At 45.6% G+C, this 19,953-nt stretch carries 18 protein-coding genes; 17 read left to right on the forward strand and 1 reads right to left on the reverse strand.

The genetic code is table 11. The features are described 5' to 3' along the window. Window positions 1–37 precede the first annotated feature (37 nt). The 17 genes from ONB37_07055 to ONB37_07135 all read left to right on the forward strand — a co-directional run bounded on the left by ONB37_07055 (window position 38) and on the right by ONB37_07135 (window position 18,510). Entirely contained in the window at window positions 38–2,266 is a 2,229-nt protein-coding gene (locus ONB37_07055; GenBank protein ID MDZ7399901.1) for an ABC transporter ATP-binding protein/permease, read from the forward strand. Window positions 2,267–2,465: 199 nt separating this feature from the next. Beyond that, window positions 2,466–3,002, forward strand: coding sequence for a DUF1854 domain-containing protein (locus ONB37_07060; GenBank protein MDZ7399902.1), 537 nt, complete (start codon window positions 2,466–2,468; stop codon window positions 3,000–3,002). Window positions 3,003–3,004: 2 nt separating this feature from the next. Further along, complete coding sequence (locus ONB37_07065) at window positions 3,005–4,237, forward strand: anion transporter (GenBank protein ID MDZ7399903.1); 1,233 nt, start codon at window positions 3,005–3,007, stop codon at window positions 4,235–4,237. A gap of 989 nt (window positions 4,238–5,226) precedes the next feature. Further along, window positions 5,227–6,252: a zinc-dependent alcohol dehydrogenase family protein gene (locus ONB37_07070; GenBank protein ID MDZ7399904.1), complete on the forward strand. Its 1,026-nt coding sequence runs from the start codon at window positions 5,227–5,229 to the stop codon at window positions 6,250–6,252. Window positions 6,253–6,337: 85 nt separating this feature from the next. Then, window positions 6,338–6,790, forward strand: coding sequence for a single-stranded DNA-binding protein (locus ONB37_07075; protein MDZ7399905.1), 453 nt, complete (start codon window positions 6,338–6,340; stop codon window positions 6,788–6,790). A gap of 174 nt (window positions 6,791–6,964) precedes the next feature. Next, window positions 6,965–7,390, forward strand: a complete 426-nt coding sequence (gene cdd / locus ONB37_07080; GenBank protein ID MDZ7399906.1) for a cytidine deaminase — start codon at window positions 6,965–6,967, stop codon at window positions 7,388–7,390. A 101-nt stretch (window positions 7,391–7,491) separates the two neighbouring features. After that, window positions 7,492–8,121: a uridine kinase gene (udk, locus tag ONB37_07085; GenBank protein MDZ7399907.1), complete on the forward strand. Its 630-nt coding sequence runs from the start codon at window positions 7,492–7,494 to the stop codon at window positions 8,119–8,121. Between the two features lie 82 nt (window positions 8,122–8,203). Continuing rightward, on the forward strand, window positions 8,204–8,752 hold the full coding sequence (locus ONB37_07090; GenBank protein MDZ7399908.1) for a hypothetical protein: 549 nt from the start codon (window positions 8,204–8,206) through the stop codon (window positions 8,750–8,752). Window positions 8,753–9,077: 325 nt separating this feature from the next. Further along, the gene (locus tag ONB37_07095; protein ID MDZ7399909.1) at window positions 9,078–10,397 is read left to right on the forward strand and encodes a NupC/NupG family nucleoside CNT transporter; all 1,320 of its coding nucleotides are present in this window, start codon (window positions 9,078–9,080) and stop codon (window positions 10,395–10,397) included. A gap of 333 nt (window positions 10,398–10,730) precedes the next feature. Further along, window positions 10,731–11,555 carry a purine-nucleoside phosphorylase gene (locus ONB37_07100; protein MDZ7399910.1) on the forward strand — a complete coding sequence of 275 codons (825 nt, stop codon included), beginning with the start codon at window positions 10,731–10,733 and terminating at the stop codon, window positions 11,553–11,555. A 286-nt stretch (window positions 11,556–11,841) separates the two neighbouring features. Continuing rightward, entirely contained in the window at window positions 11,842–12,717 is an 876-nt protein-coding gene (locus ONB37_07105; protein MDZ7399911.1) for a tetratricopeptide repeat protein, read from the forward strand. 12 nt (window positions 12,718–12,729) lie between these two features. Then, on the forward strand, window positions 12,730–14,439 hold the full coding sequence (gene ade, locus ONB37_07110) for an adenine deaminase (protein ID MDZ7399912.1): 1,710 nt from the start codon (window positions 12,730–12,732) through the stop codon (window positions 14,437–14,439). A gap of 447 nt (window positions 14,440–14,886) precedes the next feature. Continuing rightward, on the forward strand, window positions 14,887–15,231 hold the full coding sequence (locus ONB37_07115) for a divalent-cation tolerance protein CutA (protein MDZ7399913.1): 345 nt from the start codon (window positions 14,887–14,889) through the stop codon (window positions 15,229–15,231). Window positions 15,232–15,527: 296 nt separating this feature from the next. After that, window positions 15,528–16,295 carry an MBL fold metallo-hydrolase gene (locus tag ONB37_07120; protein MDZ7399914.1) on the forward strand — a complete coding sequence of 256 codons (768 nt, stop codon included), beginning with the start codon at window positions 15,528–15,530 and terminating at the stop codon, window positions 16,293–16,295. Next, complete coding sequence (locus ONB37_07125) at window positions 16,295–17,194, forward strand: energy transducer TonB (protein MDZ7399915.1); 900 nt, start codon at window positions 16,295–16,297, stop codon at window positions 17,192–17,194. Before ONB37_07120 ends, ONB37_07125 begins: the two co-directional genes overlap by 1 nt. Window positions 17,195–17,254: 60 nt before the next feature. Continuing rightward, window positions 17,255–17,872, forward strand: a complete 618-nt coding sequence (locus ONB37_07130; protein ID MDZ7399916.1) for a MotA/TolQ/ExbB proton channel family protein — start codon at window positions 17,255–17,257, stop codon at window positions 17,870–17,872. 233 nt (window positions 17,873–18,105) lie between these two features. Next, entirely contained in the window at window positions 18,106–18,510 is a 405-nt protein-coding gene (locus ONB37_07135; GenBank protein ID MDZ7399917.1) for a biopolymer transporter ExbD, read from the forward strand. Between the two features lie 377 nt (window positions 18,511–18,887). Here the strand turns inward: ONB37_07135 and ONB37_07140 are convergent, their stop codons facing one another. Next, complete coding sequence (locus ONB37_07140; protein ID MDZ7399918.1) at window positions 18,888–19,868, reverse strand: GDP-mannose 4,6-dehydratase; 981 nt, start codon at window positions 19,866–19,868, stop codon at window positions 18,888–18,890. Window positions 19,869–19,953: the final 85 nt, after the last annotated feature.

The following is a 19,953-nucleotide window of genomic DNA, read 5'->3' on the forward strand; positions in this document are numbered from 1 at the left end:
TATTTTTGAAATATTTGTATTGAGGACTAAATACGTTATGAAATACGAGAGCGGCATTTACTTCCATAAATTGCCTCAAGAAGTCGCGGCAGAACTGCCTCGGCTTGGCATACAAAGGTCTAATGTCAAGGTAGCCATTCGGAGTGATCTGGATTTAAATGGCGCATTTCGACCGAGCTGGTTGATTATTACCGATGAATCCGTTTTAGGTATCACCCCTGGAGCGTATGACCCAGATCATACGGTTGGTCCCTATCCCATTCATTCGCTTCAAAAAGCGCGAATTTTCAAGGGAGTCGGGAGTGGTTTTCTCCAAGTGAGAGTCCAAAACTTTTTTATCAACGTCATTCGTTTCAGCAATGCGCGACGGGAGGAATTCAATCGTGCCAGAATTTACTTGGAAGATCTGATCGAAAAGCGCAATGCTCCCTTAGATATTTTCAAAAAACGGAATCCCTGGTTTTGCGAAAAATGTGGCTTAGCGTTACCCTCTCAGCAGGCGGAGTGTCTTCGCTGCGCCAGCCAAGGTGGATTACTCAAACGAACGCTTCGCATGATGCGACCTTATCGACTATTTGTGGTCCTGTTATTGGTGATGATGTTAAGTGGTGTCGCCTTGGATTTAGTGCCGCCATATCTCACTCGCATTTTGGTCGATGATGTGTTGACAACCAAACAGCATACGAATTGGTTGCCCTGGCTGGTGCTGGCGTTAGCCGGGGCTGCGCTGTTCAGAGCGCTGCTGAATATCCTCATCGGTCGCACCAGCACCACTGTGGGCACCCGGATTACCTATGAACTGCGGCGACAATTGCAGCAAAAACTGATTCAGCTTTCAGTGGATTTTTACGATAGAACACCAGTTGGTACGTTGATCACTCGGCTGCTTCACGACGTGGATTATTTTCACGGCTTTGTCCAACAAGTGGCATCTGGATTTCTGGTCAATCTGTTTCTCATAATCGGCATTGGCTTCATGTTGTTTAACCTGAATGTCAAATTAGCGCTGTTCGTGCTGATTCCCGTGCCATTTGTGATTGCTGGTACTTGGTTTTTTTGGCACACCATCTATCCCCGCTATTATCGCTATTGGGATAGCCAATCGAAATTAGCCTCATTGGTTAATGGGGTGCTATCTGGCATTCGGACGGTGAAGGCGTTTGCACAAGAGAAGCGCGAGCATCAGCGGTTTGATGGAGTAGCTGGCTATTTGCGCGATTCTCGCCGCGCGGTGGATCGGGGCTCGACTACCTTTTTCCCCATTTTTGGATATGCTTTTGGATTGGGCGGATTGATTATCTGGTACGCTGGAGGAAAAAATGTGTTAGCCGGCCAGATCACCTTAGGAACGTTGATGGCCTTTCTGGGTTACTTGGGCATGTTTTATGGGCCGATCTCGGCGCTGACCATGTTTTCCAACTGGCTCACCGGATTTTTAACTGCTGGTCAGCGCATTTTTGAAATCCTCGATACCGATGTCGCGCTGAAACAACCAGAAAAGCCAGTTGTTATCAAAACGATGCGGGGACGAATCGAATTTCGCAATGTCACGTTCGGATACGATCCTTACGATCCAGTTTTGACCGATATTTCTTTCATTATCGATCCTGGACAATTAGTGGGGATTGTCGGAAAAAGTGGCTCGGGCAAAACCACTTTAGTGAATTTGCTCTGCCGCTTTTACGACCCACAGCAAGGGCAGATATTGATCGACGGGGTCGACGTACGCGAGATGTCCAATCAAGAGCTGAGGAAGCATGTGGGATTGGTGTTACAGGAGCCGTTTCTCTTCCGAGCGACGATTGCTGAAAACATCGCCTATGGTGCGCCCAATGCCACCCCAAAGGACATTATCGATGCAGCCAAAGCCGCTAACGCACATAAATTCATTCTCAAGCAGCCGAGTGGTTACGACACCCGGCTCGGCGAGCGCGGTGCAGGATTGTCTGGTGGCGAACGCCAACGTGTTAGCATCGCTCGGGCTTTGCTCTGCAATCCGACCATTCTTATCCTTGATGAAGCCACTTCCTCAGTCGATACCGAATCCGAGCAGCAAATTCAAGAAGCCCTGGCTGTGCTAACGAAAGGCCGAACAACTATTGCGATTGCCCATCGCCTATCCACCCTGAGAGGCGCGGATATTATTTATGTGCTCGACGAGGGTAAAATCGTTGAATTTGGCAACCATGAAGAACTTATGGCCAAGCAAGGCATCTATTATAAGCTCGTGATGATTCAAACCCGATTGACCAAATTGGATCAATAATTTTCTTGTTAGAAAGCGAAAATATTATTGTCATTGAAGAATTATATAACCAAGCTTTGACACATGCGCAATTGACGGCCCAAAGGCAATATGTTTGTTCCATAAAAATGAAAATCCAGAAAACATGGCAAAGAATAAGGCTCGTGGGATACAAAATCTGTGGTAGGAGCGTTGCGTTGCATTTCCTTAAGGAAGCAAGATGGAAATCGAAAAACATCAACTAAGAGATGTAGGCGTTCGTTATTTGACGCCTGAAAATTGTCGGCTTTATATCGGCACACTCGGCTCGCTTCATTGCATCGTAGAAGATAAAGAGGCCTATGCCAATGTCTACTGTCTCATGACGTTTCCGATCAGTCATCCATATCAATTTATTTCAGTTTGCTATTCGGATGATGAAGGTAAAGAGCAGGAGATTGGTTTAATCGAATCTTTGGAAACCTTTCCAAAAGAAACCCAAGATTTGGTCAAAAAAAGCCTTGGCCAGCACTATTTTGAACAAACCATTCGGCGGATCCATGATGTGCGCTGGGAATATGGCCTGATCTTCTTCGATGTTGAGACCGAAAGTGGACGTACCCAATTCAGCATGCGCTGGCAGCACGATAAAGCACTGGAATATGGCCGCAATGGAAAGGTGTTGCTGGATACGTTCAATAATCGTTATGTTATTCCTTCTGTTTCAGATCTGCCTGCAGCGGATCGGAATCGATTACTGAGGTTTATTTATTGGTAAAGATGGATATGATCATTCACTATTGGACTTCGCTTGTTGTAATCTTGTTGACTTTAGCCGGAGTGGCAATCGGTCGCTACCCTGGCTTAAGAATGAATCGAGCCACGATCGTACTCGTGGGCTCAACCGCTCTTATCATATTAGGGGCAATATCATTGGATCAGGCTTATCAGGCCATCGATCTGAATACCATTGTGCTATTATTTTCTATGATGGTGTTGAATATCAATCTGCGCTTGGCTGGCTTTTTTGGTTTGGTGGTTCATCGCGTAGCTCGTTTTGCCAAAAATACTAAGCAACTCTTGTTTCTGGTGATTATGAGCTCAGGGATGCTTTCCGCCTTGTTTTTGAACGACACCGTCGTCATAATGTTTACGCCGCTGGTTCTTGAGATGACCACGGCGTTGAAGCGCAACCCCATTCCCTATCTAATGGGGCTGGCTACCGCCGCCAACGTCGGTTCGACGGCGACCATTATTGGGAATCCGCAGAATATGTTGATTGGAATGGCGTCGGGAATTTCATTTATTTCCTTTGCCTGGTATCTAACCCCGGTAGCGATAGCTGGATTGTTGGTCGTTTACGCGGTTATTATCACGGTCTATCGGGATGAATTTAATGGTCAAAAATTGAACTATCAAATCTCTGATAGACCACGAATTTTCAAGCCGCTGCTTTATAAAAGCACCATTGCGTTAGCGTTGATGCTCGCTGCTTTCGTGGTCGGAGCAAAAATCCCACTCGCCGCTCTGGGTGCTGCATCTTTATTATTGATCACCCGCCGAATTAAGCCCCAGCGCGTATTCGGTGAGCTGGATTGGGGACTATTGGTGTTTTTCTCGGGCTTATTCATCGTCACCCATGCGATCGAGACCAGTGGCTTAGGAGTTTATTTGTTCGACCAGGCTCGACCGCTGCTCGATCAAGGGCTCGCCCCTTTAACCATCGTTTCAGCACTGCTGAGCAACATCATCTCTAACGTCCCTGCTGTGCTGCTGTTTCGGCCTATCATGGGGTCGCTTGCTGATCCGAACATTGCTTGGTTGACTTTGGCCATGGCGACCACTTTCGCCGGGAATTTAACCCTATTGGGCTCTGTCGCTAATTTGATCGTGGCTGAGACGGCCAAATCAAGAGGCATCCATCTTTCGTTCCAAGAATATCTCAAAGCGGGATTGCCGATCACCATAATCACCCTCACGATCGGCGTATTCTGGTTCAATTTCATTAAGTGACATCAAAAAATACCTTGACCAGAGGAAGTTCTAGTGCTATATTTGTTTGATAAGATGAAGTTCCGATGAATTAATCAACCTTTTTCTGACACAATTGTGGACAAGCCCATACAAGTTTTAGCCAATTTCGAAGCATCTGTGATTTATCTGTTTGGCTTCCATGCGAAAAAGGAGCCAGCCATTAAGGAATCTGGATCTTCATGCTGCTCTGTCTGAGTTAGAATCATGGTAGTATTGATTTTTAAGCTATCGTTCCAAATCGGACAATTCCTAAATATCGGTGCTAATAAAGTAGCTGCTGTTTCTTTCGATCTGGTAAGGATGATCCAGAACTTCTTTATAAAAATCTCAAGCAAGAAATTTCCCTGAGGAACAATTGAACAGCTTTTTTATTTGGCAAGATCAATGAATTCTAACAAGTTTTCTGGCAAGTGGACCGCTCGCTAAATAAACCACTCGATGAAAAAGAAGCGAATTGGCGAGTTTCGCAGCGATCGAGTTATGAGTTGGATAAGTTGGAAAGGATAAGCCTAATATCACTGTTGAGATAAAAAAATCAGAAAAATTAGACAAGCCAAGGCAGCGCATTTGTAATTGGTTCGGATCGCTTAAAAAGTCCAAATTATGCAGTCATCGTGGTTGCTGACGCAACTGTTCGGCTCTTATGCTTCATAATTCGTCTAAACGCATCTTCCGTTTGAAAATGGTAGTCAAGAGAATTGTCATCACATACAAAGAATTTCATCTCATTTCTCCAAAGCCAAAGGTGAAATTGTAGCGATTCTATTGGCTATCGAGACATATCGGTACATCGAGAATGGATTGTTGCCGATGAATTTTAAGTTTTAGACCTGGTATCTGAGATTTTCTCAATTTTAACAGAATCACTCAGACAGATTTATACATTGCACAAAAATCAACTCATGCGAATTTAATTTTTGAGCTATTATTTTGAATAAGCTAAAATCCAATTCGGGAGGGATTTTCAATTGAAAGCGATGATTTTAACAGGTATTGTAGATTTAACTGCAAACAAAACGCCTTTAGATTTACAAGAGCTACCTCGGCCGATTCCAAAAGAAAACGAGATTTTAATCAAGGTCTTGGCTTGTGGTGTATGCCATACTGAGCTGGATGAGATTGAAGGTCGGACGCCACCATCATTTTTTCCGATGGTGCTTGGGCATCAGGTGGTCGGTAGGGTTGTTGAGATAGGAAAATCAGTCACAAAACATCGAATTGAGGATCGTGTGGGGGTTGCTTGGATTTTTTCATCGTGCGGCCGGTGTGAGTTTTGTCTTTCGGGCCGAGAGAACCTATGTCCCGATTTCAAAGCCACAGGACGAGATGCTTTTGGTGGCTATGCTGAATTCATGACTGTTGGAGAGGATTTTGCATATCCCATACCAGAGGTGTTCTCTGATGCAGAGGCGGCCCCGTTGCTCTGTGCTGGTGCGATCGGCTATCGCTCGTTGCGATTGACCAATCTGAAAGACGGTCAGTACCTGGGATTGACAGGGTTTGGTGCATCGGGGCATTTGGTATTGCTGATGGTTAAATATCTTTATTCAAACGTTCGGATTTTCGTTTTTGCGCGGAGCGAGCAGGAGCAGAAGTTCGCCAGAGAGCTCGGAGCAGATTGGGCCGGCGACACTGATGCTGAACCACCCCATCCATGCCATAGCATCATCGATACCACCCCGGTTTGGAAGCCGATCGTGGCCGCCATGGAGCGTTTGCAGCCAGGCGGTAGGCTGGTCATTAATGCGATCCGCAAAGAAACCAACGATCAGCACGAGCTTTTGCAGCTCGATTATCCCAGGCATTTGTGGATGGAGAAAGAGATCAAAAGCGTCGCGAATATTACTCGACGCGATGTTTTAGATTTTTTAAAATTGGCTGCGGAAATTCCGATCAAGCCGGAAATACAATGTTATTCACTGGATCAGGCCAATCAGGCGCTGTTAGAGTTAAAACAGCGAAAAATTCGCGGGGCAAAAGTTTTGACAATCTAAAAATTTGCTTGACAATTTGCTAATTTTTTATTATGATAAAAAAACTACTAAACCCAATGAACCCACCTAACAAAGGAGGGAAGGAATGTCCACTGGAAGAGGGACCGTTAATAAAGTCATTCTCTTGGGCCGATTAGGTAAAGATCCTGATTTGCGCTATACGCCAAGCGGCGCACCGGTCGCGACCTTTAGTTTGGCCACCAATCTCGTCTGGAAGGACCAGGATGGTAATCAGAAGGAGCTGACCGAATGGCATCGGATTGTTGCGTGGCGTAAGCTGGCAGAGATTGCCAGCAATTATCTGAAAAAGGGAAGCCTTGTTTACATCGAAGGTCGGCTGCAGACCAGGTCATGGAACGACAAAAACAACGTGACCCGTTACACCACCGAAGTGGTCGCTGATAATTTAACCATGGTTGGTCCAAAAATGGAGCGAGCTGGTGAGCCGATAGAGGTTCCGCCCCCAATCGATGAATTTATTCCAGGTGAACCTGAAGTGATCCCCCCTGCCCCATCAGAAGACGATCTGCCTTTCTAACAACCTTGTGGCAAAATATTGTCATGAGCACGAATCCGAGAATTTGTTATTCTCGGATTTTTTTATTAAAATTGTTGCCTTTAAAAATTATTTTCATATATTATACACATGGCGTAAGCCCTGTACCACGACATTCAGATGATTAAAAAATCGAAAAGAGGCTGATTCGTCCCCATGAAGATCGAGCGATTGGTTCAACAAGCGTTAGCAGAACGGGAGCACGCACGGGCGCCATTTTCTCAATTCCGAGTGGGGGCGATTCTAGTGACAGCAGATGAACAGATCTACACTGGGTGCAACATCGAGATCAGTTCATTTGGTCTTACGATTTGCGCTGAGCGAGTCGCCATTTTTAAAGCTGTGTCTGAGGGAGTCACTGCGTTCAAAGCCATATTTATCGCATCCGATTCGGAGCGTTTCACTCCACCGTGCGGCGCCTGTCGCCAGGTGCTTTGGGAACTCGCTGGTAAGATCGATGTGTACATGATCAATCGCTTTGGTGAATTTCAAATCGTTCCTCTTGATGCGCTTCTGCCACATGGATTCGATAGCACGTTTTTAACAATACCAATTTATCTTGGAGAGAAAAAAGTCGACTGATTATTTCCAATTGAACATCATATATCTCAACCTTATCTGGTAGAATCAATTGATCAGGCTGATTGAGACAAACCCTAATTTTAAACAGTTCGGTTGCAAATATGAAACCGCATATTTTAATCGGAATTGCCGGGGGATCAGGTTCAGGCAAAACCCTGGTAGCGCGGCGCATTGTTGAAGAGTTGGGATCGGATAAGGTGATCATCATCCAACAGGATTCCTACTATCGCGATCTCAGCCATCTATCTTTGGAGCAACGCGCCAAGCAGAATTTTGATCACCCTGATGCGTTTGATCATCAATTTTTGATCGCCCAGATCAAGGATCTTTTGGCGGGAAAATCAATTGAACAACCGATTTATGATTATACGATCCACTCAAGGAAGAAGGAAACACGGCGCATTGGCGAGCATGTCATTATCGTCCTAGAGGGTATTTTGATCCTTCACGAACCAGAACTCCGAGATCTGATGGATATCAAAGTTTATGTTGATACCGATGATGATGTACGATTGATCCGACGGATCCGACGGGATGTCACCGAACGCGGGAGAAGCCTGGAGTCAATTTTGGAACAGTATGAAAATAGCGTCCGACCGATGCATTTGCAATTCGTGGAGCCGACCAAACGATATGCCGATATCATTATTCCCGAAGGTGGATATAATTTAGTGGCAATAGATTTGCTCAAGACAAAAATTCAAGCACTATTGGCTGAGAGAGGTTATTGATTTAAATGACAAGCAAGTAGCGGATTCAATCGACTCGCACTCTAGATAAAATTCTGAATGGTTCAAACATCGAGGGAGCCGCATGTTAGAAGTCATCACTGGAGCTATGGAAGCAGGGAAAACCTGGCTATTGTATAAGCGAATTAGTGATGCTAAGTTAATGGGCAAAAAAGTACAAGTATTTGCTTTCCCTGTTCATAACGAGCAGATTGTCTCGCGAATTGGTTTTTCAAGTGAGGCTATCACGGTGCCCACGGTGGCAGAAATAGAATCTGCGTTGGAACCAGATACCGAAACAATAGCGATTGATGATGCGCAATTATTTGATGAAGAAGATTTGATCAATTTTTGCAATAAGTATCGAAAGACGATGGAGATCATCATCGCAGGAGTCCATCTGAATTGCTTTAATGAGAATTTTGGTGCCATGGTGGAACTTATGGGTCGCGCTGAAAAGGTGGTGGTCCTACTTGCCGTATGCGAAAAGTGCAAACAACAAACCGCTTTGATTTCCCAGCGCTACCGCGATCGTGAGCATACCATCCCAATCACCAAAGAGGACCCTAGAATTGAGTTACGAAAAGAATTTTATGCGCCGGTATGCTGGAACTGCTATCGGCCGCCACAATGATTGATGCCATCGCCACGCTGCTTTATGAGGCAAGGGTCACATTTTTTCGATTTAGTCTGATGAGATAATCGATCACCTGCTTGCCTCAAATACGTGGATATCTTCCCATCAAATATGGACAATTCGACCCGATTTCAATTCATCTGTTGGTTTATCAGAAAAAGGCGGTAGCTTTTCATTTTTTATTGAAATGCTGGCTTACGAAATAGATGTATCATTGAATGCCGAAGCAGATGGGGCTTCCTGCATGTCATTTGTTATTAGAAGAAATGATCAACGGGCTAATAGGAATAAGCACAAATAGAGAATCAGTCAGGAGTGAACGATGTGGGTGCAAAAAGTTACGGCTATTTTTGGGATTTTTGTGTTATTGGGAATCGCTTGGCTTCTTTCGAATAACAAAAAAAGGCTCAATTTTCGGGTTATAATTTGGGGGCTTGCCTTGCAGCTTCTGTTTGCGGTCCTCATTTTAAAGACTGGCCCAGGACAGATGGTGTTCTTTTTTGCGCGAGCGTTTATTGCGAAATTATTGAGCTTCACAGACGCTGGAGCTTCGTTTTTATTCGGCAACCTCTATCGCGGAGACCCTGGGATCATTGAGCAGATTGGGGGAGCTGGGCCGTTGCAACTTCGAGATGGCATCACTGGCCAGTTCATTGATGTGGGAATCGTATTTGCGTTCCATATTTTGCCAACCATTATCTTTTTCGCTTCGTTGATGAGCGTGCTGTATCATTTGGGAATCATGCAGAAGATTGTGCAATTCATGGCGTGGATTATGGCGAAATCGATGGGGACCAGCGGGGCAGAGTCGCTTTCAGCGGCAGGCAATATTTTCGTGGGGCAGACCGAAGCGCCGCTGCTGGTTCGACCATATGTGCCGGAGATGACCCATTCGGAACTCATGGCGATTATGGTAGGTGGATTTGCAACGATCGCTGGGGGTGTTATGGCGGCATATGTTCGTTTCGGGATCGATGCGGGACATTTGATGGCCGCCAGCGTGATGTCCGCTCCGGCTGCATTGGTGATGGCAAAAATCATCTATCCAGAGACAGAAGAACCGAAGACCCGCGGCCTGGTGAAGTTACCCAAAGAGAGGACGACGGCGAACGTGATCGATGCCGCCGCCTCCGGAGCCGCCGACGGATTGCGATTGGCTTTGAACGTCGGAGCGATGTTGATGGCCTTTATCGCATTGATAGCCATGATCAATTATGGCCTGGGCAAGATCGACGACCTCATTAATTTCATCACTTTTCATCATACCCAGTTCAATTGGGACCTGAGTCTGAAAAAGATCTTGGGGGTGATTTTTTCTCCCCTGGCTTTTTTCTTGGGGGTCACGCCGAGAGATCTTTTGCATTTTGGCAATCTATTGGGCACGAAAATTTCGATTAATGAAATGATCGCTTATATCGATCTGGTTAATCTGAAGGGCGTTATTTCAGAACGCTCCTACATTATCGCTACCTACGCGCTTTGTGGCTTTGCAAATTTCAGTTCGATCGCCATCCAAATCGGTGGCATCGGTGGGATTGCCCCTGAACGCCGCAGCGATCTTGCAAGGATCGGACTGAAAGCGATGATCGGGGGCGCTTTGGCATCATGGCTCACCGCCGCCATTGCAGGAATTCTTATTTGATGCCAAGAGAGAGTGGTTCTAACAATGATTAATGATTTGAAGCTCGATTGCGCACTGGAAGGGCAAAATTGCGCGTTTTAGGAGAGAGACATAATGCCGTTGATCAATCAGAATGTCTCAGCGATGCGGAAGCAGCAAATTACCGAATGTGGCAGTGAGACAGATGATGTTTATGATATCTCTTTTTATAGTCGAACCTCAATTAAATTAAAACGCTCCGCATCCGGATCGAAATGAGGGAGCGTGCAAAATGGACCATTTAGATTCGCCTTCGATTGCTGGCGAAGCTTCGCAATAATTCCATTTTGCTATTTTGAAGGACTCATATAAAAAATGGAATCACAACATTTACAAGCGGCTTTTGAATTTATACGACAGAAGATTCCCCTCACACCATCGGCGGCGATCATTTTGGGATCAGGATTGGGCAGTTTCGGAGATGAATTGAAAGATAAGACCATCATCGATTGCAAGGAAATCCCCCATTATCCTGTGCCCCGAGTGGTTGGGCATGCAGGGGTTTGGATTTTGGGATGGTTGGAGGAAATTCCAATTCTGGCGTTAAAGGGACGGGTGCACACATACGAGGGATATTCGGCCCGACAGGTGACCTTTCCAATTCGGTTGTTAGCGAAATTGGGAATCCAACGGCTGGTGATCACTAATGCGGCTGGCGCAATCAATCCCACCTTTGAGCCCGGAGATCTAATGCTGATAACCGATCATATCAATTTTTTATTTGATAGTCCCCTGATCGGAGACAATCGCCTCCCCGCCGAAAAGCGGTTCATTGACCTCTCCGAACCATATGATCGAAAATTCATCCATGGGGCTCTTGAAGTGTCCCAGCGACTCGGGATTCGGCTGCGCTCTGGGGTATTGATCTGTTTTCAAGGTCCGTCCTATGAGACGCCCGCTGAGGTTCGCATGGCTCGCGTTATGGGCGCAGATGCTGGCACGATGTCCACAGTCCCTGAAGTTATCGCTGCGAAGCAACAGGACATGCGAGTGCTGGGCATCTCATGCCTCACCAATTTAGCCGCTGGCCTTTCTGACCAAAAATTGAGCCATGAAGAGGTTACCCGAACCGCAAATGCCATTCAGGATAAATTTATTTTATTGATGAGGGAGATCATGAAACAGCTTCCGAACTGGTAGACATCTGTGTTGCAAGAGATGAGAAACCCCATACAGCAAGATGATTTTTTGCTGAAAAACTTCATTGACATAAAGAGTCGGTCGGAATTTCATATCGCTCTTGTTGCTGTTAAAAGAGATAAGAATCTTGAAGAAAATCTGATAATTGCAGGCTCCGAGCGAGCGCGCAAATAATGTGATGATGGAATTGCTAAGGCGTCTAATGAAATCCAAAGAAGGCAAACATCGCATCCAGGTTCCAAATAGGTTCGCACTTGCATACTTGAAACTGTATAGGGCATATTTGATGTTCAGACGGTTCCTGTTAGATGCAAAGTTGCGTTGCAAGCGCAAGCGGACGCTGTACATCATGAGGCTCTATGTCAGGTCATTGTTCTCCTGGCGCGGACGCATGGAATTGCTGGAGCATCATCGAAAATACCATCGGGTGATCATGTCTTGCCAACACCGTGTTGTTCGGAACGGCGATTCGCCGGCGCTCTTGAGTGAGCTTTATGAGATTTGGGGTCGTAATTTGCGCAATCTAAATCGCTTCGATGAGGCGATGGAAAAGTTGTTATTTGCGAGAGATCAATTGCAATCGAATTCCCCATCGCTATGGTATGAATTGGGATTGCTTTATTTCATAAAGAAAGATTATCCGAGTGCTCGGCGCGCCATGGAGACCGCGGTGAAAATGGGCTATGACACCGTGTCCCTGCGAATTCACCTCGGGAAAATTTATTATCAGATGGGGATGCTAAATCGCGCTGAAGAGTGTTTTAAGCAAGTGTTGCGTATCTATCCTCACGAGGGGAGCCTGCATTTTTTGCTGGGCATCGTTTATAAAAGCAATGTGGAATACCATCTCGCCATTGAGGCGTTCAAGAACGCCATCAAATATGGTAGCGATCAAAAAGAAGAGCATCTCGGGCTGGCAGAGATTTACACGCGCCTGGGCTATTGGCGCGAAGCCATCCAAGAATATAAGCAAATTCTTCGATTCGAAGAGGATAATTTTATCGCTCATTATTTCTTAGGCTGGATCTACGAGATTCAAGGGCGGGAAGACGAAGCCATCAAGGAATATCTCATCGCAAATAAAATTGATCCGAATGATGAAGACACCAAACGAAAACTGATTCGACTGTTGGCATCGCCTGTGGTGAACGAACAATGTTAGGAGCGAGGATTAATGCAATTGGAGAAAATTATCAAAGCAGCCAGAGGGGATCACCCAGTTTCGCTGCTGCTGAAAAATGTTAATTTGATCAATGTCGTTTCTGGTGAAATCTATCCTACCAATATTGCCATTGATGATCAATTGATCGTGGGGATTGATAATGAGTATGAAGCGCATCAGGTCTTAGATCTCTCTGGACTCTATGCCGCTCCAGGTTTTATCGACGGTCACGTGCATATCGAAAGTTCTATGGTAACCATTCCCCAATTTGCGCGAGCGGTTGTTCCATTAGGAACCACCTCGGTGATTGCTGATCCCCATGAAATCGCCAATGTGCTTGGCTACGAGGGCATTCGATTCATGATGGAGTCGGCCAAATATAACCCGCTGAATGTATTTTTCACTCTGCCGTCATGTGTGCCATCAACCAAATTGGAGACCGCTGGCTCGCAGTTGAGAGCCTTCGATATTTTTCCGTTCCTTCGGGAAAAATGGGTGGTTGGTTTGGGAGAGATGATGAATTTCCCTGGCGTCATCCAGGGCGATGAAGAGGTGCTGGATAAGATCAAAATTTCTGCTGAGAAGCGCATCGATGGCCATGCTCCAGGCGTGACTGGTAAAAACTTGAGCGCTTATATTGCCGCCGGGATTACTTCCGATCATGAATCCACCACGCCAGAGGAGGCGTTGGAGAAGCTAAGAATGGGGATGTATGTGATGATTCGAGAGGGCACCGGCACAAAAAACCTGCGCGATCTGTTGAAAATGGTGACCCCAGAGAACAGCCGTCGTTGCATCTTCTGCACTGACGACCGACACCCTCATGACATTCTTGAGGAAGGACATATCAATTTCATGATCAAAACGGCGATCGATAATGGCATCGATCCGATCTCGGTTATCCGAATGGCAACGCTAAATCCAGCCGAGTATTATAATCTGAGGAAGTTGGGCTTTTTATCCCCTGGATGTTTCGCTGATATCGTTATTATCGAGGACCTAAAAAAATTTAATATCAAAATGGTATTAAAAAATGGCCAATTGGTGGCTGAGAACGGTGTGATGTTGCACGAGTCGCGCTTCAAACCAGAGGTTAAGGTGCGGGGTTCAGTAAATATCAGATGGCTGGAAGGCAATGAATTTCAGATACCAGCCAAAAGCCAACGCTGTCGCGTCATCGGTCTCATTAAAGATCAGATTGTCACTCAAATGTTAGAGGAAACGCCTAAAATTGTGGATGGGCATGTTGTTTCTGATCCTGACCGAGATTTGTTGCGCTGCTATGTCATCGAACGGCATCATGCTTCGGGAAATATCGGCAAAGGGTTGGTCAAAGGGTTTGGATTGAAAAAAGGGGCCATCGCTTCCTCAATTAGCCACGACTCGCACAATATCGTCGTTGTCGGCGTAAATGACGAAGATATCTTCAAAGCTGTGACTCAAATAAACAAAATGGGCGGCGGCCTCTCTGTCACCTGTGACGGCAAGGTGCTGGATGCGTTGGAACTGCCAATCGCCGGATTGATGTCAAGCGAGCCATTGGAGATCGTAAATGCAAAACTTCAAAAGCTGAATCGCCATACCAAAGAGCTGGGATGCTCACTGACAGATCCGTTCATGGCGATTTCGTTTTTGGCGCTCCCTGTTATTCCAAAATTGAAAATCACCGATCTCGGCCTGGTAGATGTGGATCAATTCGATTTTGTCGATCTGTTTATTTAGCATCGTTAACTAACATTTTCCGAAGAATGTTGGCTCTCCTGATACAAAGTATTCTGTGGTTTCGTTGGCACTGAGCCTGTGTGCTTGATAACGCGGTTCACATTGAAATTTCTGAAGCCTAGTCATCTCATCGAATATTTAAAATGACCTGCGATCATGACCCTCAAGAAATTTGGCTAAATTAATTCTAACTTCATCTCATCTCTTTTTATTTTGAAGTCATAATAGGGTGCATTAGCCCCCAATGAGAGAAATAAATTGCAGACTTTTGGTGTTGGTCACTTTGTCCTTCCACGATCTAAGGAGCTCTACGAATGAATCAACGCCTGAATTGATTTGCACGAAAATTACTCTTTACAGGATCGAAATTTGGAATTTTTTTATTCAAAGTGATGTCAAATTGCAGAGGGATTAATTGAAATTCAATTTTGAATCAAGAGGTGATCAATGAAAGGAGATTTCATTGTCGTGTTTGTCACCGCAGGGAATCGGCAAGAGGCGGAACTAATAGGTCGGGCATTAGTTGAAAAAAAGTTAGCAGCCTGTTGCAATATTGTCGAATCAATTCAATCGATATTTTATTGGGAAGGCAAGCTGAATCAGGAACGCGAAGCGTTGCTCATTATCAAGTCAGTGAGAGATCGTTTCGATCGGATCGTCAGCGAGGTAAAGCAGTTGCATAGCTATACAACGCCAGAGATCATCGCGCTGCCGATTGTGGCAGGAGCATCTGATTATTTAGATTGGATCATTGCAGAGACAAAATCGCGCGCTGATGAAAGTCTTGTTTAAATGATCGATGTATCTTCGAGATTTTGCGGCTTGGCTGTCAGAAAGATTGCCGCATGGTAACGACAGCCGCCATGTTGGTAGTCAACACGACTATTTTGCGATATGCATTTCAATGGGCTCGCTCGCCCCATGGTCCTTTGCATCAGCCTTCATAACTGAAGTTAGATCGGCGCGATGATAAACATGAGACGATTTCTAAAGGATAAGAAGCGCGAGTGAGTCGATTCGATGAACAATACCGAGCGCATTTCGTCTAAATTGCAAGATAAAATTGATCGATATTAGGGAACATCTGAATGGAGTGGACAATCCTCGGCGCTGGAACTGGCATTCCGATGTTAGACCGGGGTGCTCCAGGACATTTAATGAAAATAAAGGATGAGCAGGTTCTGTTCGACAGCGGCTCTGGGACGCTGCTTCGGCTGTTGCAATTGGGTGTCGATTATAAGCAATTAAATTACGTTTTCTATACCCATACCCATTCAGATCACACCGCGGATCTGATACCGCTGATTCAGGCATTGCGGACGACGCCAGAGTACCAACGGGCTAACACATTGCATTTGTATGGCCCAACTGGGTTCAACGTGTTCTTGCACACGCTTAGCCAGGCGTTCGGTTTGTGGCTCATTTCGCCCAATTTTCCATTGAGAATTCACGAGCTTAGATATGACACTTTGGAATTTGCCGGATGGAGCGTCCGAACCGTCCCAGTCAAGCATAGCCATTCCGCCATTGCGTATCGGGTCGAAAGCGAGTCGGGTCGATCGATCGTTTATTCTGGTGACACGGACTATTGTCCAGAGATCATTGAGCTTGCATATCAAGCGGATCTTTTGATTTTAGAGTGTTCGTTTCCCGATGACGCCAAGGTCGCTGGACATCTGACCCCTAGTTTGGCTGCGGAAATCGCCAGCAGCGCGCAATGTAAGCATTTGATATTGACGCATCTTTATCCGCCGATTGAGCCGCTGGAGGCAGAAATTCAGCAGCGTTGTCATCGCATTTTTTCGGGCAGGATTTCAATCGCTCGGGATCTTATGAAAATAACCGTTGAGCCTTGATGTTTATCTCTTGTCGTGACATTTTTCAAAAGCACTTGATCAAAATAGCTTTCGTCCTCTCGATTTTGCTTCATTTGCTGGGCTTTTTGAGCTACCGCTTACTGGGTCTGGTCCCTCTGGTCCCGATCAAAATTAGCGAGCTACTGAAGCGTGATGATCAGACCGAGCGCCGCATGGTGTTTGAGTTGGTCGAAACCCCAGAATCCGCGCGGAGCGAGCAGCCTCCAAATGAAGCTCAACTGCTTTCGGATAAAAACACCGTGGCGCGCGATCAGTATACCGGTAAGGACAAACCCAAAGGCGCTCCATATTCGGAAGGAGATCTGGATATCCACCAATGGCCTGAACCAGCAAAGGACGTGGCTTCCGCATCTTCTCAGCCCGAACTCGAACCAGCACAAAGGACAGACTCGGATGATCAACGGTTCGCCTCAATCGGGACCCGATATGAACCCCTCAAATTCAGCCGCCAGGAGCTATTGAAAAAATCTCCTTCGATAGGCGATGTGCAACCGATCGAGCGCTCACCAGCTCGACCGCTCTATGACAATCGCAAATTTAGTGTGGATGATCTGGGCGGGTTCAGTTTCAATACCTATGCCTGGGACTTTGCGCCGTATATGTTGGAAATGAAACGAAAAGTGGAGCGAAACGTTTTTCCACCACCCGCCTTCACTCGTATGGGACTGATCAGCGGAGAAACGGTCTTGCGCTTTAAAGTGATGCCAAACGGTGAAGTAAAAGATCTAGTGGTGTTAAAATATACAGGGCACGAGTCGTTGAAGGAGACCAGTGTAAATGCGATCAAAAATTCGGCTCCATTTCGTCCCCTGCCTGCTGATTTTCCAGAGAACTATCTTGAAGTTACTGCCGCATTTACTTACTATGTGAAACGATGATTTTTTAGGGCGCTGATAAACTACTGACATTGAGGGTGTAATTGCATGCAAGAGGCCTGGATGTTTTTACAACGCGGCGGGATTGTTATGATCCCGTTGCTGCTTTGTTCGATAATCGTTGTTGCGATCGCCATTGAGCGGGCGATCGTGTTGCGTTCTAAAAAAGTGCTGATCCCCGAAATCATTAATGTGATTGAGACCATCAAGCAACCAGAAGATATCCATCTTGCCCTGTCCATTTGCCAGAAGAACGAGGGCGTTTTTGCTCATATCGTTCGTCTTGGCCTTGAAAATCGCGATTTGCCAGCCGATGAGCTGAAGGAACTGATCACCGACCAGGGACGGCAGGAAGTCCGATCACTGGAAAAAGGTTTGGTGATCATCGAAACCATCGCCGGGATTGCGCCATTGTTGGGATTGCTGGGAACAGTCACGGGTATGATCAAGGTTTTTACCGTAATCTCACAGCAGGGCTTGGGACAGACCCAGGCATTATCGGGCGGGATTTCTGAAGCTTTAATTACCACCGTGGTGGGACTTTCGATCGGCATCCCGTCTCTGGTACTTTATAATTACTTCACCAATAAGGCTGAAAATCTCATCCTCGATATTGAGAAATTCACTTCTCAGTTGCTCAGGAAATTATCCCGGTTTCATGCTGCGGCTACTAATAATTGACAGTTTTATTCTTTTTCTTGAAGCGCAATTTGCTCACGTTTCTTTCAGTGCTAATTGAGGGCAAATGTCAAATAAGCAGATATGGAGGCTCTTGGCTGGTTACAACGAATGGAACACACGGGTTTTTGAACTGCATCAGCGTTAAATCTGCCGCAGGATGATATCATTTTCGTTTGGGGCGCAAATATAGATGCAATAAAATAGTCACGAATGATTAAATATTCAGATCTGATATGCAATTTCACGAGAAAAAACGGCGCAAAGTGATCATCAATATCACCTCATTGATCGATGTAATGTTTCTGCTGCTGATATTTTTTATGGTCTCATCGACTTTCATCGAACAACCAGGGATGAAATTAGAACTGCCAGAATCTAAAAGTGCCACGGTCGAACAAATCAAAGAGTTGGTACTTGAGATCACAGCCGAGCAACGGATGCTACTGAACCAAGATCCTGTCTCCATCGAAAATTTGGAATCGAAAATTAAACAATTGTTGCCGAATCTCGCTGAGAATTCCCTGGTTTTGAAGGCCGACCGGAGTGTGCCTCACGGCATGGTGGTAAAAGTAATGGATATTGCAAAACTGAGTGGCATTGAAAAATTGGTTATTGCGACTCGTCCAATAGATGAGTAAACTGCAATGGGTGTGATCAGCAATGAAAGGGTGCCAATAAGTGGTGCATGAATCAGGCAATCTATGGGAGTTTCGATGATCAACCGAATCCTAAGCGCTTGATAGCTTGACGATTCTCAACTTAAAACAGGAGCCAAAAAGCCTAGTTGATAGGTATCTTCTCATCCATCCTCGATCATTTCATCTTCGTTTTTTCGGAACTAAATTTTTCCCATCTGTTCCGATCTGAATATCAGCCATCGAGTTTGTGGGGAACCAGGATTGAATTTTCCTACCGGCACTCGTTTTTCATCAAAGATTATTCCCAATGAGAATTCGATAAAATCTCATCAATGCGGGTTCGAACAATCCATCTGGTTCCCCAGGTTGATATTTGCCTATTCACCTTTACGTTGCTTTTTCGCTGCGTAATATTCGATCACGCGATCGAGAATGCCATCTAAGTTCACTGTTGGTTGAAAGCCGATGAGGTTCTTGATTTTTGTCAGATCTGGGATTCGAATTGCCATGTCCTCGAACCCTTGCTCGTATGCTTCATCATACGGCACATATTTGATGACCGAATCGGAGTTAGTCTTTTGGATAATTTTCATGGCTAGGTCTTTAATTCGAATCGGTTCGGTCGACCCAATATTAAAAATTTCTCCCACCGCCTTCGGATGATTGGCCAAGGCGATCATGGCATCGACCACATCGCTGACATAAGTGAAGCAGCGCACCATGTTGCCGTCGTTATAGACCGTGATAGGTCTCCCCTCCAATGCCTGCTCTACAAAACGTGGGATTACCATCCCGTATCGCCCTGTTTGTCGGGGTCCGACTGTATTGAACAATCGAACGATTACCACTTCGAGCTTTTTCTCTTTATGATAGGCCAGAGCCAAAAACTCATCGATCGCTTTGGAGCAGGAGTAGCTCCACCGATTTTTGGTGGTGGGTCCCAAAACCCGATCGTCATTTTCCTTGAATGGCACTTGCGTGCTTTTCCCGTAGATTTCCGAAGTAGAAGTGATCACCACTTTTTTCAAATAGCGGCTGGCCAGTTTGAGCACCATGTCGGTGCCCAAAATATTAGTTTGAATCACTTCTACTGGCTTGCTCACGATCAACTCCACTCCCACTGCTGCAGCGAGATGATAAATGATATCGCATTCGCTGACCAAACGGTCCATAACTGTTTCGTTCAAAATGCTCTCAACTGCTATGCTAAACCTTGGGCTTTTAATGAAATTCGACAGATTTTCCAGTTGACCCGTGGATAGATCATCAATTACAGAAACAATCTCCCCCCGTCGTAACAATTCTTCTGCCAGATGAGACCCAATAAAACCAGCTCCCCCAGTGATCAATACCTTCATATACCTTCTCCAAATTAACCGCTTGTGACCATCAAAAACAATCGTTATTTAAAAGACATTTATCGTCTACGCTCGCAGGGAAAAA

The organism is candidate division KSB1 bacterium (genome assembly GCA_034506395.1).
Taxonomy (GTDB): Bacteria; Zhuqueibacterota; Zhuqueibacteria; order Thermofontimicrobiales; family Thermofontimicrobiaceae; genus Thermofontimicrobium.

What these genes read in the sequence shown, in the direction of transcription:
- ONB37_07140 (MDZ7399918.1), bottom strand. Translation starts at nt 19,868, where the DNA reads ATGAAGGTATTGATCACTGGGGGAGCTGGTTTTATTGGGTCTCATCTG.
- ONB37_07120 (MDZ7399914.1), top strand. Translation starts at nt 15,528, where the DNA reads ATGGAGTGGACAATCCTCGGCGCTGGAACTGGCATTCCGATGTTAGAC.
- ONB37_07130 (MDZ7399916.1), top strand. Translation starts at nt 17,255, where the DNA reads ATGTTTTTACAACGCGGCGGGATTGTTATGATCCCGTTGCTGCTTTGT.
- cdd (MDZ7399906.1), top strand. Translation starts at nt 6,965, where the DNA reads ATGAAGATCGAGCGATTGGTTCAACAAGCGTTAGCAGAACGGGAGCAC.
- ade (MDZ7399912.1), top strand. Translation starts at nt 12,730, where the DNA reads ATGCAATTGGAGAAAATTATCAAAGCAGCCAGAGGGGATCACCCAGTT.
- ONB37_07065 (MDZ7399903.1), top strand. Translation starts at nt 3,005, where the DNA reads ATGGATATGATCATTCACTATTGGACTTCGCTTGTTGTAATCTTGTTG.
- ONB37_07060 (MDZ7399902.1), top strand. Translation starts at nt 2,466, where the DNA reads ATGGAAATCGAAAAACATCAACTAAGAGATGTAGGCGTTCGTTATTTG.
- ONB37_07095 (MDZ7399909.1), top strand. Translation starts at nt 9,078, where the DNA reads ATGTGGGTGCAAAAAGTTACGGCTATTTTTGGGATTTTTGTGTTATTG.
- udk (MDZ7399907.1), top strand. Translation starts at nt 7,492, where the DNA reads ATGAAACCGCATATTTTAATCGGAATTGCCGGGGGATCAGGTTCAGGC.
- ONB37_07105 (MDZ7399911.1), top strand. Translation starts at nt 11,842, where the DNA reads ATGTTCAGACGGTTCCTGTTAGATGCAAAGTTGCGTTGCAAGCGCAAG.
- ONB37_07090 (MDZ7399908.1), top strand. Translation starts at nt 8,204, where the DNA reads ATGTTAGAAGTCATCACTGGAGCTATGGAAGCAGGGAAAACCTGGCTA.
- ONB37_07075 (MDZ7399905.1), top strand. Translation starts at nt 6,338, where the DNA reads ATGTCCACTGGAAGAGGGACCGTTAATAAAGTCATTCTCTTGGGCCGA.
- ONB37_07135 (MDZ7399917.1), top strand. Translation starts at nt 18,106, where the DNA reads ATGCAATTTCACGAGAAAAAACGGCGCAAAGTGATCATCAATATCACC.
- ONB37_07125 (MDZ7399915.1), top strand. Translation starts at nt 16,295, where the DNA reads ATGTTTATCTCTTGTCGTGACATTTTTCAAAAGCACTTGATCAAAATA.
- ONB37_07115 (MDZ7399913.1), top strand. Translation starts at nt 14,887, where the DNA reads ATGAAAGGAGATTTCATTGTCGTGTTTGTCACCGCAGGGAATCGGCAA.
- ONB37_07055 (MDZ7399901.1), top strand. Translation starts at nt 38, where the DNA reads ATGAAATACGAGAGCGGCATTTACTTCCATAAATTGCCTCAAGAAGTC.
- ONB37_07100 (MDZ7399910.1), top strand. Translation starts at nt 10,731, where the DNA reads ATGGAATCACAACATTTACAAGCGGCTTTTGAATTTATACGACAGAAG.